Source organism: Micromonospora sp. NPDC049275, from assembly GCF_043197115.1.
Taxonomy (GTDB): domain Bacteria; phylum Actinomycetota; class Actinomycetes; order Mycobacteriales; family Micromonosporaceae; genus Micromonospora.
Genome location: NZ_JBICSN010000001.1, coordinates 670274 through 684482, shown reverse-complemented (window position 1 = coordinate 684482; position 14209 = coordinate 670274). Strand labels below are relative to the sequence as shown.

Sequence of the window (14209 nt, the reverse complement as noted above, 5' to 3'; positions counted from 1 at the left end):
CCGAGCAGGACGTCAGGGGACGCCGTCGGGAACGCGTACGAGCTGGGCATGCCGCTAACCTAACCAGCCGATCCGGGGACCGGGCAACGGAATTGCCGCCCGACCGGGCGACGGGAGTGACGGCTGTCACACCGATGTGGGACCCGATCGCGAGGGAGTCGTCGTCTTACCCCGTGTGAGACGAAGTCTGGACGCGGCCGACGAGCAGGAACTCGTGCGCCGCGTGGGCCGCGGTGACCGGCGGGCCTTCGACGAGCTCTACCGGCGTACCGCACCCTGGCTGGAGGTGCGGCTCCGGCGTCGTTGCGCCGACCCGGACGTGGTCGCCGACGTCCTCCAGGAGACCTACCTGACCCTCTGGCGGGCGGCTGGCAGCTTCGCCGGCGACCAGGTCAGTGGCAGCGCCGTCGGCTGGTTGTGGACCATCGCCGCGCACCGCCTGGTCGACGCGTTCCGCCGTCGCGCCCGGCAGGCCCGGATGCCGCAGGTGCACCCGGTCGAGACGGTCGTGCCCGCCGCCGAGGACGAGGTGCTTGCCGGCCGGGTCGGGCAGGAACTCGAACAGGCCCTCGCCGTGCTGCCGCCCGAGGTCCGCGCGGTGCTGCGGGCAACAGTCCTCGACGGGTTCACCGTCCGCGAGACGTCAGTGCTGCTGGGCGTACCCGAGAACACCGTCAAGTCCCGGATCCGCCGCGCCCGGATCGTCCTGCGGGAGGCCCTGTCATGACAGTCCATCCCACCCTGAACGAGATCGACCGCTACGCCGACGGCGACGCCGGCCTCGACGAGGCGACCGTCTGGTCCATCGAGGTGCACCTGGAGAGCTGCGCCGACTGCCGCGCCCGCCTGGCCGGCAGCACCACTGCCGAGTCGCGCGCCCTGATCGCCGAGGTCGCGGCAGCCGTCGACAGCGCGATCGCCGCCGGCCCCACCCCACGATCCAGGACCCTCTTCCGTACGCCGGTGCGGCAGCGCTGGTTCGTGGCCGCGCTGCTGCCGTGGGTCGCCATGACCGCCGGCGTGCTCGGCACCGCGACCCTGCTCTCGTACTCCCTGTCCGAGTTGCCGTCGATCGTGTTGCTGCTCGCGCCCCTGGCGCCGCTGCCCGGAGTCGCGGCCGCCTGGAGCAGACGCGGCGACCCGGCCTGGGAGCTTGTCATCGGCACCCCCTCGGCCGGTCTGACGATGCTGCTACGACGTACCGCGGCGGTGCTCGTTCTTGTGATCCCGGTGCTCGCCGCGTTCGCCGCCCTCGGGCCCGGCCGGGCGAACCCCGCGCTGCTGCTGCTGCCCTGCCTGGCCTTCACCGCCGCGACGCTGCTGCTCGGCTCCCTCGTCGGTGTCCGCCGCGCCGCGATCGGTCTGATGGCGGCCTGGGCCGCCGCCGTGGTCGCGCCCAGCCTCGCCACCGCCGAACTGCCGGTGCTCCTGCGGCCCACGGCCACCGGCGGGTGGGCCATCGTCACTGCCGTGCTGGCCGCCCTGACCGTCCTGCGCGCCAACAGCTTCCGGCGCCTCACCTCGTTCTGAAGGGAACCACCATGCGAGCGGTGAGCACTGCCGAAACGGCCCCCACCATCCACCCCTGGGCCGTCCACGCCGAAGCCCTGAAGGTGCGGGCCGGCCGCCACCTGGCCGTCGACGGGCTCGACCTGAGCCTGGGCGCCGGCGTCCACGGCCTGCTGGGGCGCAACGGGGCGGGCAAGACGACGCTGATGCGTGCCCTCGCCACGGTCCTCAAGCCGGCCGGAGGTCGACTCACAGTGCTCGGCAGTTCGGTCGACGGTCGCGCGGATCTGCGCCAGGCCCGCCGATCCCTGGGCTACCTCCCGCAGCACTTCGGCTACTACCCGCGGTTCACCGTGCGTGAGTTCGTGTCGTACCTGGCCTGGTTGAAGGAGATGCCGAAGCCCGACATCCCGGCGGCCACGCAGCGCGCGATCGACCGCGTCGGGCTCAGCGCCAAGGCCGACGCCCGCCTCAGGACACTCTCCGGCGGGATGCTGCGCCGGGCCGGCGTCGCCCAGGCCATCGTCAACGACCCGCAGGTGCTGCTGCTGGACGAGCCGACCGTCGGCCTCGACCCCGAACAGCGCCTCGACCTGCGCGAGCTGTTGCGTGACCTGGGCACGGACGCCTGCGTGCTGGTCTCCACCCACCTCGTCGAGGACGTGGTCGCCGCCTGCACCGAGGTCGTGCTGATCAACGAGGGCCGGCTGGTGTGGCAGGGCACACCCACCGCCCTGGCCGCCCAGGGCGACGAACGCCACCCGGGTGACAGCCCCGCCGAACGCGGCTACTCGGCGCTGCTCCGCGGCCACGACGCGGAGGTCGTCCGATGAGCGTCCTCGGGATCGAACTGCGGCGCTCCGCCGCGGCCGGCGCGGCCCTGATCGCGTTGGCTGTCGGCGTCGCCGCCCTCTACCTCGCACCGGGACGCTGGTCGGCGGGCTGGATGGACCTCACGCTGACCACGAAGGAGTACATGATCCTGCTCTGGCCGATCGCGCTGGCCGCCGGAGCGTGGCAGGGCCGCCGCGAGCACCGGGCCAAGGTCGGCGAACTGTTCGCCACCACACCCCGGTCCCGCGCCCGTCGGATGCTGCCGGTCCTCGTCGCGATGGGGGCCTCGGTCGGGCTCGCCTTCCTGCTCGTGCTCGGCGCGGGCGGCATGCGGATCGCCTCGACCGCCGCGTACTTCCCGCCGGACGTGGTCGCCATCGCGCTTGTCGGCGCGCTCTCCCTGGCCGCGGCGGCCTGGCTCGGACTGGGTATCGGGCGACTGCTGCCCGCCCTGGTGACCGCCCCCGTGCTCGCCGTGGCAGGTGTGCTGCTTGTCTTCTTCACCGCGATCATGCGGCCGGACTGGATGGGCGCGATCATGTCCCCCGCCTACGGCAGCACCCCGTTCTACCCGTTCCAGACCATCGACCCACGTGTCACCGCCGTACTCGCCATCTTCATGGGCGGGCTCGCGCTGACCGGCGTACTGCTGCTGGTCGCCAAAGGCCCCCGGGCCTTCGCGGCCGCCGCGCTGCCGGTGCTGCTCGGCTTCGGCGCCGCGGCGGCGATCGTCCCCCGCGACGAGGCAGCCCTCGTCGCACCGATCGACCCGGTCGCCCGCGAACTCGTCTGCACCGACGACGCGCCGAAGGTCTGCGTCACCCGGGTCAACGCGAACGTGCTGGACGCGCTGACCCCACTCGCCCGCCAGGGCCTGGCCGTCCTTGCCAAGATGCCGGACGCCCCCACGCAGGCGCACGAGGACAGGCGTGCCTACCTCATTGGGGACGTGCCCGGCCGCGACGCCGACATCGTCACGATCGACGTCCGGATCGACGACCACGGCGGCCTGGCCCACCCCGACGCGGTGGTCCCCCAGATGGTGTTCGGCCTGGGCGCCGGATACGGCGGCCCGGACTGCGAGCGCGACGCGGCTGTCGAACGGGCCGCCGCCTACCACCTGCTCGGCCGCGAGCCGGTCTCCGACGTCGGTGTCATCCCCGGGATGATCGAGGAGGATCCGCAGCTCAACGCCGAGGCGGTCACGCTGTGGCAGGGCCTGCAGAAGCTGCCCGCACCGGAGGCGCTGTCCCGCGTGACGGCGGTACGCGACGCGATCCTGGCCTGCCGGGACACCACCGGGCTGCTGTCCCGATGACCCTCCACCTCCGCGCACGACGCGTACCCCTGGCACTTGCCGCGTCCGTCGGCTGCGCAGCCCTGATCTGGGCGCTGTGGCTGACTCTCTCCATCGAGCGCGACGCCATCCTCCTGCTCGTCGTACTGACGGTCATGCTGATGGTGGCGGTCCTGTCGACCACGCTGGCCGGCCCGGACGAAGACTTGGAACGCACCGCCGCACTGCGCTGGCCGTGGCGCCGAGCCGTGCATCTGCTGGCCGCGCTGGCGCTCGTACTCGTCGTGCTGCTCGCCACCCAGCCCACCGGCGCCCGTTTCGGCCCCGCCGCGCTTGTGGTCCGCGATTCCGCCGGCCTGCTGGGCCTCACCGCACTCTGCGCGACGGTCGCCGGCGTGGCCCGCGCCTGGTTCCTCCCCCTGGGCTGGGCGGTCGTCGCCGCCATGTTCCCGCAGCCGAGCACGTGGGGCGCCCTCGCCACCTGGCCGGGACAGCCGGCCACCAGCCGTCCCGCGGCGATGGTCGCGGCCGTCCTGGCGGTCACGGGCCTTGTGACGTACGCCTTCCGAGGCCCCGCCCGACGCGAGTGACGGCGGAGCCCAGTCGCTGCTGCCTGGAATTCGGCTCTGCCGCCTCGCTCGCAGCCGCCGCCGGCGCTCAGGATTCGGTCGACTGGTATCTGTGCAGCGCTGCTTCGGCGACCTGGGTGAGAAGCTCGTCGTTGCCGGGTTTGTTGCTCTCCTCCTGGACAACCACCAGAGTGGTTCCGATCCGGACGAGCAGAACGTCGCACTTCAGTGCGTCAGCGCCCGACGTCGCGGTGCAGCTGACGTGGACACTCTCATCGCCCAACCGAGGCCCTGGCGCCGATGCGTAGCGGTAGCTACCGCCGCCGACCTGGGCGGACGGCGAAGCGGTGGGACAACGGTCGATGAAGGCCCGCAGGTCGGCCATCGCTCGTCGGGCACCGTCATCGGCGTAGGTCCTGAGGACTTCGGTGCCCACCCAGAAGTCATCGGGGCCCGCGTCATAGCTCAGGGTGGCTGCGGCGATCGCTGACGGAGTGCCGGTCAGCCGACGGGCAGACAGCAGCGGGATCATCTCGGGCGTACAGGATGAGTCCCCACCGGAATGGTTGTCTCCAGCATCCCGCGCCATGACAGTCGCGATGTCCACAGTGAATCCCGGCGGCAGCGACTCCGTGGCCACCAAGCGTGCGGACAGTGCCGCGGAGTACCCGGGTCCGCCCGTCGCCGGAACAGCTGGGGGCGGTGGCTTCGTAGCCGAGCCCATCGTCGGCTTCGCTTCGCCCGTTGATCCACCCGCCGGATGAGCCGTTGAAGAAGCGCACGCCGCCACCATGGAGACGGCCACCACCGCGACCAACCTACGCAGCACCATCCTGGGCACGGACAGACTCCACTTCTCGCAGGACGCGTCAAGCTACCAGCGCGTGACTTCCGCCGTCGCGCGCCCTAACTCGCCCCGCCGAATTGCAGGGAAGCCCATGAGATCAACGTGAGGCCGCCCCGGCAGTTCCCGTGCTGAGAGTAGGTTTCGTCAATGGCATGCCGTATCGGCGAGATCGTGCTCAAGTGCCGCGACCCCGAGGTGCTGGCGCGGTTCTGGTGCGAGGTCCTGGACTTCGTAGAGCTCGATCGCGAAGAGGCGGTCTACATCAAGATAGGTCCGCGCGAAGGGTTCGGCGGCCCGCAGCCGACGATCTTCCTTATCCGCGACGACGGTCCGAAAAACGGTTATGCCCGGCTGCACATCGACGTCAACCCACCGACCGCGATCAGGACGCCGAGCTCGAGGGCCTCCTGGCGGTCCGGACTGTCTGTGCGTCGTCCGGTCGTGTTCGCGTTGGTCCACGCCCGGCCCTCGCCTCAGCCACGGAATGCGGATTGAGCCGGCGCGGCTTGCGATGCGGCTTGCCCGGCACGAATCGGCAGGAGGAACGTCGCAGTGGTCAGTGCCGGGGCGCCGAAGCGGAAGTACGCGAAGAAGACCGCGTGCAGCCAGGCGGCCGGCCCGCTCAGGCGCAGCGGCTCGCTGTCGGCGAACAGCAGCACCACGCCGTGCGCGTCGAGGTGGTATTCGATGACACCGGTGTGGTCGAACGACAGCCACCGTCCGAATGAGTAGCACCAGGTCCTGGAAGGGGTCAGCACGACCCGGGTGAGTTCGTGGTCGCGCCACTGTGGGCGGGCCAGGCGTTCCGCCCGGGAGCGGGCGTTGCTGTTGCCGATGGCGTTGGCGAGCAGGGCGCCGGTGACAAAGGCCGTTGACCCGAACGCCAACGCGGAGGTCTGCTGGTAGGTGACCGCTGCGCCGTAGTGCCGCGCGTAGTGCAGCCGGGCATCCAGGTAGACCGGCTCCTCGGCGAAGAATCCAGGCGTGGGCACAGCGCCCGGCTGCCCGCCCTGGGCAAGGAATTCGAGGGTACGACGCGCGGCGTCACGACCGTCCGCCCACGAGGTGTCGACGGCCGGGGGCCGGAGCAGCCGGCCGATGCCGTAGCCGACGGCATAGGTGGCCAGCGCCCACGGAGCGGCGACACCGACGACGGTGACGGTGAGCCAGCGCCGGTGGCCGAAGCCGCGCCGGCGACGCCCCTCCGCTATCCCCACACACAACCCGGTGATCGCCGTCGCCGCCAGGTAGACGCCGGCGATCAGCACCAGCAGGGTCAGGAGCGCGCTGGTCCCCGAGCACGCGTCCGGAATATCGCCCTCCGGATCGCCCATCGACGATCCGTGCGCCCGCAGGCACCGGTCTGTGGACCGGTACAACCGGTCGACGCCCCACACGAAAGCCGGCGTGCCGAGCGCGGTGGCGATGGCGGTGAAGGTCCAGTGGCGGCTCGTCGGCGGTGGGGGCACGAAGGACATGACGGTTCGTTGCTCCCTCTGTCACCGCACCACTGCGCTCCGACGCGCGATGCTACCGCTCGATCGATACGCTGTGGGGCCCGAAAGCGAGTCGTCGATCCCTGGTCTCCAACAGTGCACCCGATGCGCCGCGACTCCGAGTCGGTGGGCGAGCGGCTGCCGCTCAGAACGGCTCGGGAGTCGCAGCGGGCGTAGATCAGCATCGCTCGTCTGGGCGGGGGCGGACATCAACCCGGGCACAGGAGGTCGGGTAACCTGAAGCGCAGCGGGCCGTTAGCTCAATGGCAGAGCTGAGGACTTTTAATCCTTAGGTTCTGGGTTCGAGTCCCAGGCGGCCCACCAACCGCATGTGAACTGGGAGAACGCAGACTTCTCCGGTGGCACTGCGTGCTCCGACCATGGCGGTCGAGTGTGCCCCGGCTGTTCACAGGAACTCGCTGCGGTAGGTCGAGGCCAGCTCGGCACCGCGGCGACGGCGTTCGGCGAGCTCGTCCGGAGTGAGCTGCGGCGCCGGTGCGTCCTTGCCCGCGACGACGTCGCCGATGCGGGTGAAGTACTCGTCCTGCCCGGCCGGGGTGCACATACAGAGCATGTGGGCGGGCGCACCGGAGGTGTTGCGGAAGTTGTGCGGTGCGTTGGCGGGGATGTTGATCGTGGAGCCGGCCCGCACGACGTGCTTCTCGCCGCGGAAGGTGAACTCGATCTCGCCCTCAAGGATCGTGAACATCTCCTCGAAGTCGTGCCGGTGCGGCGGCGGTCCGCCGCCGTCGGGGACGCGCATGTCGATGAGGCAGTACGCGCCGTTGGTCTGCTCGCCCGTGATCAACATGCCGTAGGTGTTGCCCACCAGGGAGATGTAGGTCGTGTCGGGATCGTCGGGGTTCGCCACGGTCAGCGAGCGAGTGGGATCGTCGTCGGGAATCATCGTGATCGTCTCCTGGGGTGTGCGGTCGGTTGGTTCGATCGGCCGGGCGGCGGCGCCACTCGTCTGATCCTCGTGGAGAGCACCGCCATCTCGCGCGCTTTCCCGTTGCTGGCCGAGACTGCTACGGCCGTGGTGATCTCGGGATCAGAACCCGGAACATGACTGATCCGCCGGTGAGCGGGTCAGGCAGTGGGCGGAAGGACGATGGCCTTGCCCGGCAGCTCACCCGCGGCGGCCCGGGTGTGGAGTGCGGGCAGGTCGGCCAGCGCCACCCGCTGGGCAACCTCGACGCGCAACTCGCCGGTGCTGATCCGAGCGGCCAGGTCGGCGAGTTGGTCGGCGTCGCTGCGGACGAACAGGTCGATCCCGCGCACATTGCGCGCCTCGTCGGAGGGAGCCGGCATCCAGACCGTGGTGTTGACCAGGGTGCCGCCGTCCCGGATCAGCGCGACCAGCGCGGCCAGCTGTTCCGGGGCGACGGGCGCGAGGTTGAGTACGAGGTCGACCGGCTCGGTCACCGCCGCGGTCACGTCGGTGGTGGTGTGGTCGATCACCTCGTCGGCGCCGGCAGCCTTGACTCGCTCGGCGCTGCGTGGGCTGGCCGTGGCGATCACGTGGGCGCGGACCTCCTTGGCCAGCTGCACCGCGTAACCGCCGACCGCTCCGCCGGCACCGTTGATCAGCACCCGCTGACCGGCGGTCAGCTTGCCGTGGTCGAACAGCGCCTGCCACGCGGTCAGGCCCACCAGCGGGAACGCCGCCGCGTCGGCCAACGGGATGTTCCTTGGTGCCCCCGTCAGGATCTCCGCCGGCGCGATCACATACTCCGCGGCCGCCCCGGTCCCCGTCATCGGCAGGAAGCCGACGACCGGGTCGCCGACCGCGATGTCGTCCACCCCGTCACCGAGCGCGTCGACCGTGCCGGCGACATCGAGACCTGGAGTGTGCGGCAGCTCCACCGGGATCGGGCCCTGCATGTAGCCCGCCCGGATGTTGCCGTCGACGCCGTTGAACGACGTCGCGGCGACGCGGATCCGGACCTGCCCGGCGCCGGGGGTGGGCTGCTCGACGTCCTCGTAGCGGAGAACCTCAGGACCGCCGAACTCGTGGAAACGCACTGCCTTCATTGCTGAACCTGCCTCTGTGAGCGCCGTTGATGTGCTTCGAACGTCACTCACCTTCACAGGATCCGGCGCGGTTAGCCTGGGCCGGGCTGGCCCACCTTGATGATGGTCGGTTCCCCGGCGACGTCGACGATCTCCGTGAGACGCGCCGCATCGGCCGAGCCGGGCGCCGCGGTGAGCAGCAGAGCCGTCAGATCGTCGCCCGGAATGGCGAGCAGGCTGCCGACGAGCGTGACGGCGCCGACGTCCGGATGAATGAACGCGGCACTGCTCTCGTAGGCCGCCACCGGTCGCGGCGCACGCCACAGGGTGTCGAACAGGCGGCTTCGGCTGCGCATCTCGTCCACCAGCGCGGCGAGCGACGCGTCGGCGGGGTAGCGCAACAGCGCGCTCTGCAGGCGGGCGGCGAGGATCGCTTCATGATCGGTCGCGTCATCGGTGGATTGCTTGAAGTCATCGAACGGGTCGCAGAACGTACGCCACGCGATGTTCCACTCCCAGGGTTGCCCGGTGAGGTCCCAGTGCCCCAGCGCCAGGAACGCGCTGTTCACGGCGACGAGATTCATCGCCGCGTCGGAGACGAACATCGGAGTGTCAGTGAACCGCTCCAGCAGCCGCATCGCACCCGGACCGACCTCGTTCGGCACCCGCCCGTCCGCGGCGGCGTACCCGGCCAGCGCGCAGAGCCGCTCGTACTCCGCCCGCCCGACCCGTAAGGCACGGGCGATGGCGTTCACCACCCCGGCCGACGGATGGCTGCGCCCCTGCTCCAACCGGCGCACGTAATCCGCAGACATCCCCGCCAGCTCGCCGAGCTCCTCCCGCCGCAACCCCTGCACCCGCCGGCGACCGATCGGCAGCCCGACAGCCGCAGGCGCCGTACTCTCCCGCAACTGGCGCACGGCGGCACCGAACTCGTGACGTTCCACAGCCCAATTGTGCCCGGACCGCCCGGACAGCCCGGGTGACGGCTCCTCGCCCGGTCAGTACCCGCTCGGCCCTCGGCCTTGATCGACTCCGATTCCAGGAAGTCGGGCCGTCCCGCGCACGTGGATGCCCCGACTTCCAGTAAGCCGAGTGGATCAAGAGCGTCCCGCGGCGCAGGGCGGTTGACCGGCTGCTGGGCGGGTACGGGGTCGGGCATGCGGATCGTGGTGGTGGGGGCGAGTGGCAACGTCGGTACGGCGGTGCTGCGGCGGCTGCGCCGGGAGCGGGGTGTCGAGCTGGCCGGGGTGGTCCGGCGGTTGCCCGGCCCGGATGCCGGTACGCCGTACGACCAGGTGGAGTGGCACTCCTGCGACATCGGGGCGCCAGGAGCTTCGGGGCAGCTCGCCGAGGTGTTCGCGGGAGCGGACGCGGTGGTGCACCTGGCCTGGCAGATCCAGCCCAGTCACGACCAGCGGGTGCTGCGCCGGACGAACGTCGACGGCAGCCGGGCGGTGTTCGAGGCGGTGGTGCGGGCCGGGGTGCCGGCACTTGTGTACGCCTCGTCGGTCGGCACGTACGCGCCCGGCCCGAAGGACCACCCGATCAGCGAGCGGTGGCCGGCCACCGGGGTCTCCGGCTCGTCGTACAGCGAGCACAAGGCGGAGGTCGAGGCGCTGCTGGACGGGCTGGAGCGGGACCATCCCACGCTGCGGGTGGTGCGACTGCGGCCCGGTCTGATCTTCCAGCGGGACGCCGGTACGGAGATCACCCGCTATTTTCTCGGCCCGTTGGCGCCGGTGCGGTTGCTGCGCTTCGGCCGGATACCGCTGGTGCCGACGAACCCGAGGCTGCGGATGCAGGCGGTGCACGCCGACGATGTGGCTGACGCGTACGCCCGGGCGGTTCTGGGTGATGCGCGCGGCGCGTTCAATCTCGCCGCGGACCCGGTGCTGAGTCCGGAGCTGGTGGCTCGGCACTTCCACGGCTGGACGGTGCCGGTCGCGGCGCCGGTGCTGCGGGTGGCGGCGGCGCTGACCTGGCGGGCGCGGCTGCAACCGGTGGACGCGGGCTGGGTCGAGTTGGGCCTGAACGCGCCGCTGATGTCCAGCGAGCGGGCAGAGACCGAGCTGGGTTGGGTACCCAAGATCGACGCGTTGACCGCGCTCAAGGAGTTGTTCGCCGGTATGGCCGGTGGCGATCACACGGCCAGCCCGCCGCTCTCCGCGGCGCGCACCCTGCCCGGCCGCCCCGGCGGCCTCCTGCACGCCCACCCGCCGGGCGAGAAGAACCCTTACTGACGCGGGTGATCAAGAGGTTCGGGTCAGGAAACCCGGCCTCGGTGACCCGAACCTCGTGCTCACCGACGGCACGCGGCACCGGCGGCAGGCGGTTCAGGCGGGCTTGGGGCCGATCACCTCGGGGTTGCGGGCGCCCAGGAAGAAGATGCCGCGGTAGCCGGGGGTCTCGAACTTGCCGCTCGGGTTGCGGCGCAGCGTCGAGTTCTCGATCTTCATCGTGCCGGTGCGGTTGTTGCTGACGAAGAAGATCGCGCCACCGCCCTCGTTGGCCTTGTTGTTCTCGATGACGGTGCCGGCGATCCGTACGGTGAACTCGTTGCCGTCGCAGTAGATCGCTCCGCCGCTGCCGCCACCGGGCGTGCCGGACTTGGCCGGGTTGGCGCCGCTGCCGATCGCCTCGTTGTTCTTCAGCAGGCTGTTGAGCACCACCCACGACACGCCGATGCTGCTCAGCGCCCCGCCGTTGGAGCAGGAACCACCGTCGAAGGTGCTGCTCACGACGTACACCGGCTTGTTCTCGTACTGGCTCAGCACCCGGACGGCCGCGCCCCCCAGGTCGGGGCCGGTACGGTCGCAGCGGTTGCGGACGAAGCGCGAGTTGACCACCTTGAGCCGGCCGCCACGGACGAAGATCGCGCCTCCGCCGCCGCCCTCGGCCTTCTCGCCTGTGGAGTTGCCGTCGGCGAAGGTCAGGTTCTGCACGGTGAGCTGCGGGTGGTCCTGGTTCTGGCAGTGCGAGGTGGTGAAGCCCTGGGCCTCGTCGCAGGTGTTCATGTAGAGGATGCGGCGCTGCCCCTGGCCGCTCAGCGTCACCCTGCCGCCGCCGTCGAGCACCACCTTCGGACCGTTGGCGTTGCGCACCTTCGCGGTGGCGGTCATCTTGATCGTCACCGGGGCCGGTCCACAGTTGAACGTGATGACGCCGCCGGCGGCAACGGCCTTCACCACCGCCCCGGAGGTGCAGCTCGCCGGGGTGCCGGTGCCGATGGTCCGGGTCGGCTTCGACGTGTCCACCGCGCGCGCCTCGGCCGGCACGCTGGCGTGGCCGTTCGGGTTGCCGGCCGCGAGCGCCTTGGCGGCCGGGGCGGTCGGCTTCGGGCTCGCGCTCGCTCCGGGACCACCGAGACCGTCCCGGCCCGCCGGTGCGACGCCCTGGTCGCCGGTCGCCGGGGCCCCGGGCGTGGCGGACGAACCGGGTTGGAAGGCGGGGGCCGGGTCGCCGGACGCGCAGGCGGGCAGGGACGCGGTGGCGACACCGAGGACGAGCAGGGCGGCAAGCGACGTCATGCGCACCCGGCTGATGTTAGGAGCCCCGACGGCGTCACGACGAATCCGCCGTGCCGGCTTAATGCGCCGCTAAGCAACGCCGCGCGCAGGGACGCCTCGCGGCTGCGGCTGGCGCGTTCAGGCGTGGGACAGCGCGAAGGCCGTCAGGAAACCGGCGACAGTGATGAGGCCGACCAGCAGGTGGGCGTTCTCGAACGCCTCCGGCACCATCGTGTCGGTGATCATGGCGAGGATCGCGCCGGCGGCCAGCGCCGTGATGGTGGCCAGCACCTCCGGCGGCGCGCCGCCCAGCAGGGTGTTGCCGACCAGCGCGGCCACACCGCTGATCAGCGCGATGCCGGTCCACAGCAGGAAGACGTACCGCCGGCTGCGGCCGGCCTGGCGCATGCCGGCCGCGCTGGACAGCCCCTCCGGAACGTTGCTGAGGAACACCGCCGCCACGGTGACCAGGCTGACCGCGCCGCCGCTGAGCAGGCTGGCGCCGATCACCACCGATTCCGGTACGCCGTCGAGCAGCGCGCCGACGGCGAGCGCCGACCCGGAGCCGGGCTGCTCGTCCTCGGAGGGCTGCTGGTCACCGGACCGCTTGCGGTGCCGTGCACCGTGGCGGGCGAGGGCCACGTTGGCCAGGGTGTAGACGACCGCACCCCCGGTTGCGCCCAGCACGGTGGGCAGCATCCCGCCCTGCTCGTGCGCCTCGGCGATCAGCTCGAACGACACGGCGGAGAGCAGCACCCCCGCCCCGAACGCCATGATCGACGCGATGATCCGCTGGGGCACCCGGGCGTAGAAGCCGACCGCCGCCCCGACCAGCAGGGCCGACCCGGCCAGCAGTCCCCATCCACCCGCCTGCAACCACTCCGGCATTCCGCGGACCGTACCCACGCCGGCCGGGCTGACAAACCCGCATGTGAGGCTGGCTCAGAAGTCGGCGAAGAGGTACGGCACCTGGCGCGGGAAGAGGCCGCGCAACTCGGTGGCGGCGTCCGCCGGCACGTCGCCGAGCCCGCGCAACGGCAGCTCGACCGGGTCCAGCACCCCGTACGCCAGGGCGGACAACCCGGCCGCGCTCAACGTGGCCGTCGGCGCCGGGCCGCTGTCGCCGGCGACCAGCTCCAACGCCCCTGTCGTACCGTCGAGCAGGTGCGTGCCGGCCAGCCACCGGTCCCCGGTCAGCTCGACCCGGACCCGACCCGGTCCGGCGGGCAGGCCGCGCAGCGCGTCCAGCGACAGCAGCCGGGCCATCGGGGCGGACGAGCCCGGTCGGCCCGCCCGCGCCTCGACGTGCACGTCCAGGTCGGTCAGCCACAGCTCCGGCAACTCGTCCGGCGGGACCTGGACGGTGACGCGCTCGACCTGGTCGACGTGCCGGGCGAGGAACTGGAGCAGCAGCGTACGGGCGAGGGGGTCGGCGACCAGCAGTTCGTTGCCGATCAGGGTGCCGCCGTGCTCGTCGATCCGGTACGTGAGAGCGCCGGTGACCTCGCCGGCCACCCGAGCGGTGACCAGCCAGTGCTCGTCCCGGTCCCGCAGGCCGGCTGCCCGGTAGTCCGGGAACACCGAGAAGCCGTGCCGGGTCTGGAGGCACCGTTCGGTGAACGCCCGCCAGGTGGGATAACCGGCGGCGATCCGCTCCCAGCCCACCTCGCCGGGCAGCTCGGCGCGCACCAGCGACCCGAGGTCGGCCGGGGAGAACGCGACCGTACGCGGCTTGGGTAGCCCGACGTAGCCGAACCGGGCGTAGAAGCTGGGCCGGAACGGGTAGAGCGCGCTGAGCAGGTGCCCCTCGTCGCGCATCTCGTCGAGGAGTTGGTGCAGCAGCGTGCGGACGTGCCCCTGCCGGCGGGCCAGCGGATGGGTGGCCACCCCGGCGACACCTGCCATCGGCAGCACCGCGCCGCGCAGGTTCTGCCGCATGCCGATGGCCGAGGCGGACGCCAGCGTGGTGCCGTTCTCCTCCACGATCAGCGTCCGGTTGCCCTGGTTGTAGGGCAGGTAGTCGCGGAACTCCTCGACCCGGGCGGCACCGAGCGGCGATGCCTCGAAGGCGTACGCGGCAAGCGGGAAGCTCGTGGTGAGACGTTCGTCGGCGGTCACCCGTCGGATGCTCATCC

At 71.5% G+C, this 14209-nt stretch carries 15 protein-coding genes and 1 tRNA gene; 8 read left to right on the top strand and 8 right to left on the bottom strand.

Annotated features, from left to right (window positions below; translation table 11 throughout):
* Positions 1-175 precede the first annotated feature (175 nt).
* From ACGFIE_RS03230 to ACGFIE_RS03210, 5 genes are read left to right on the top strand one after another with little or no spacing between them, the layout of a single operon-like run.
* Positions 176-727 carry an RNA polymerase sigma factor gene (locus ACGFIE_RS03230; RefSeq protein WP_393290477.1) on the top strand — a complete coding sequence of 184 codons (552 nt, stop codon included), beginning with the start codon at positions 176-178 and terminating at the stop codon, positions 725-727.
* Positions 724-1530, top strand: a complete 807-nt coding sequence (locus ACGFIE_RS03225) for a zf-HC2 domain-containing protein (RefSeq protein WP_393290474.1) — start codon at positions 724-726, stop codon at positions 1528-1530. The genes ACGFIE_RS03230 and ACGFIE_RS03225 overlap by 4 nt, the downstream gene beginning before the upstream one ends.
* Before the next feature lie 11 nt (positions 1531-1541).
* Complete coding sequence (locus ACGFIE_RS03220; RefSeq protein ID WP_393290472.1) at positions 1542-2342, top strand: ATP-binding cassette domain-containing protein; 801 nt, start codon at positions 1542-1544, stop codon at positions 2340-2342.
* Positions 2339-3661 (top strand): hypothetical protein, encoded by a 1323-nt coding sequence (locus tag ACGFIE_RS03215; protein WP_393290471.1) that lies wholly within the window; start codon positions 2339-2341, stop codon positions 3659-3661. Before ACGFIE_RS03220 ends, ACGFIE_RS03215 begins: the two co-directional genes overlap by 4 nt.
* Positions 3658-4230, top strand: coding sequence for a hypothetical protein (locus ACGFIE_RS03210; protein WP_393290468.1), 573 nt, complete (start codon positions 3658-3660; stop codon positions 4228-4230). The genes ACGFIE_RS03215 and ACGFIE_RS03210 overlap by 4 nt, the downstream gene beginning before the upstream one ends.
* A 67-nt stretch (positions 4231-4297) precedes the next feature.
* Here the strand turns inward: ACGFIE_RS03210 and ACGFIE_RS03205 are convergent, their stop codons facing one another.
* Complete coding sequence (locus tag ACGFIE_RS03205; protein WP_393290466.1) at positions 4298-4741, bottom strand: hypothetical protein; 444 nt, start codon at positions 4739-4741, stop codon at positions 4298-4300.
* Positions 4742-5203: 462 nt separating this feature from the next.
* On the opposite strand from ACGFIE_RS03205, the gene ACGFIE_RS03200 reads away from it, so the two are divergent.
* Complete coding sequence (locus ACGFIE_RS03200) at positions 5204-5551, top strand: VOC family protein (protein WP_393290464.1); 348 nt, start codon at positions 5204-5206, stop codon at positions 5549-5551.
* Here ACGFIE_RS03200 and ACGFIE_RS03195 read toward each other — a convergent pair.
* Complete coding sequence (locus ACGFIE_RS03195; protein WP_393290462.1) at positions 5530-6534, bottom strand: hypothetical protein; 1005 nt, start codon at positions 6532-6534, stop codon at positions 5530-5532. The genes ACGFIE_RS03200 and ACGFIE_RS03195 overlap by 22 nt on opposite strands.
* A 267-nt stretch (positions 6535-6801) precedes the next feature.
* On the opposite strand from ACGFIE_RS03195, the gene ACGFIE_RS03190 reads away from it, so the two are divergent.
* Positions 6802-6876: transfer RNA gene (locus ACGFIE_RS03190), tRNA-Lys, on the top strand.
* An 82-nt stretch (positions 6877-6958) separates the two neighbouring features.
* Here the strand turns inward: ACGFIE_RS03190 and ACGFIE_RS03185 are convergent.
* From ACGFIE_RS03185 to ACGFIE_RS03175, 3 genes are all read right to left on the bottom strand, one after another.
* Entirely contained in the window at positions 6959-7459 is a 501-nt protein-coding gene (locus ACGFIE_RS03185) for a cupin domain-containing protein (protein ID WP_393290460.1), read from the bottom strand.
* 182 nt (positions 7460-7641) lie between these two features.
* Positions 7642-8586 carry an NADP-dependent oxidoreductase gene (locus ACGFIE_RS03180; protein WP_393290458.1) on the bottom strand — a complete coding sequence of 315 codons (945 nt, stop codon included), beginning with the start codon at positions 8584-8586 and terminating at the stop codon, positions 7642-7644.
* Between the two features lie 71 nt (positions 8587-8657).
* Positions 8658-9512, bottom strand: coding sequence for a helix-turn-helix domain-containing protein (locus tag ACGFIE_RS03175; RefSeq protein ID WP_393290456.1), 855 nt, complete (start codon positions 9510-9512; stop codon positions 8658-8660).
* A gap of 213 nt (positions 9513-9725) precedes the next feature.
* Between ACGFIE_RS03175 and ACGFIE_RS03170 the strand changes: the two genes are divergently transcribed.
* Positions 9726-10808 (top strand): NAD-dependent epimerase/dehydratase family protein, encoded by a 1083-nt coding sequence (locus tag ACGFIE_RS03170; RefSeq protein ID WP_393290454.1) that lies wholly within the window; start codon positions 9726-9728, stop codon positions 10806-10808.
* Between the two features lie 93 nt (positions 10809-10901).
* Here the strand turns inward: ACGFIE_RS03170 and ACGFIE_RS03165 are convergent, their stop codons facing one another.
* From ACGFIE_RS03165 to eis, 3 genes are all read right to left on the bottom strand, one after another.
* Positions 10902-12095 (bottom strand): hypothetical protein, encoded by a 1194-nt coding sequence (locus ACGFIE_RS03165; protein WP_393291265.1) that lies wholly within the window; start codon positions 12093-12095, stop codon positions 10902-10904.
* Between the two features lie 117 nt (positions 12096-12212).
* Entirely contained in the window at positions 12213-12962 is a 750-nt protein-coding gene (locus ACGFIE_RS03160) for a ZIP family zinc transporter (RefSeq protein WP_363681245.1), read from the bottom strand.
* A 54-nt stretch (positions 12963-13016) separates the two neighbouring features.
* On the bottom strand, positions 13017-14207 hold the full coding sequence (gene eis, locus ACGFIE_RS03155) for an enhanced intracellular survival protein Eis (RefSeq protein WP_393290452.1): 1191 nt from the start codon (positions 14205-14207) through the stop codon (positions 13017-13019).
* Positions 14208-14209 lie beyond the last annotated feature (2 nt).

What these genes read in the sequence shown, in the direction of transcription:
- ACGFIE_RS03225 (WP_393290474.1), top strand. Translation starts at nt 724, where the DNA reads ATGACAGTCCATCCCACCCTGAACGAGATCGACCGCTACGCCGACGGC.
- ACGFIE_RS03220 (WP_393290472.1), top strand. Translation starts at nt 1,542, where the DNA reads ATGCGAGCGGTGAGCACTGCCGAAACGGCCCCCACCATCCACCCCTGG.
- ACGFIE_RS03215 (WP_393290471.1), top strand. Translation starts at nt 2,339, where the DNA reads ATGAGCGTCCTCGGGATCGAACTGCGGCGCTCCGCCGCGGCCGGCGCG.
- ACGFIE_RS03210 (WP_393290468.1), top strand. Translation starts at nt 3,658, where the DNA reads ATGACCCTCCACCTCCGCGCACGACGCGTACCCCTGGCACTTGCCGCG.
- ACGFIE_RS03205 (WP_393290466.1), bottom strand. Translation starts at nt 4,741, where the DNA reads ATGATCCCGCTGCTGTCTGCCCGTCGGCTGACCGGCACTCCGTCAGCG.
- ACGFIE_RS03200 (WP_393290464.1), top strand. Translation starts at nt 5,204, where the DNA reads ATGGCATGCCGTATCGGCGAGATCGTGCTCAAGTGCCGCGACCCCGAG.
- ACGFIE_RS03195 (WP_393290462.1), bottom strand. Translation starts at nt 6,534, where the DNA reads ATGTCCTTCGTGCCCCCACCGCCGACGAGCCGCCACTGGACCTTCACC.
- ACGFIE_RS03185 (WP_393290460.1), bottom strand. Translation starts at nt 7,459, where the DNA reads ATGATTCCCGACGACGATCCCACTCGCTCGCTGACCGTGGCGAACCCC.
- ACGFIE_RS03180 (WP_393290458.1), bottom strand. Translation starts at nt 8,586, where the DNA reads ATGAAGGCAGTGCGTTTCCACGAGTTCGGCGGTCCTGAGGTTCTCCGC.
- ACGFIE_RS03170 (WP_393290454.1), top strand. Translation starts at nt 9,726, where the DNA reads ATGCGGATCGTGGTGGTGGGGGCGAGTGGCAACGTCGGTACGGCGGTG.
- ACGFIE_RS03165 (WP_393291265.1), bottom strand. Translation starts at nt 12,095, where the DNA reads ATGACGTCGCTTGCCGCCCTGCTCGTCCTCGGTGTCGCCACCGCGTCC.
- ACGFIE_RS03160 (WP_363681245.1), bottom strand. Translation starts at nt 12,962, where the DNA reads ATGCCGGAGTGGTTGCAGGCGGGTGGATGGGGACTGCTGGCCGGGTCG.
- eis (WP_393290452.1), bottom strand. Translation starts at nt 14,207, where the DNA reads ATGAGCATCCGACGGGTGACCGCCGACGAACGTCTCACCACGAGCTTC.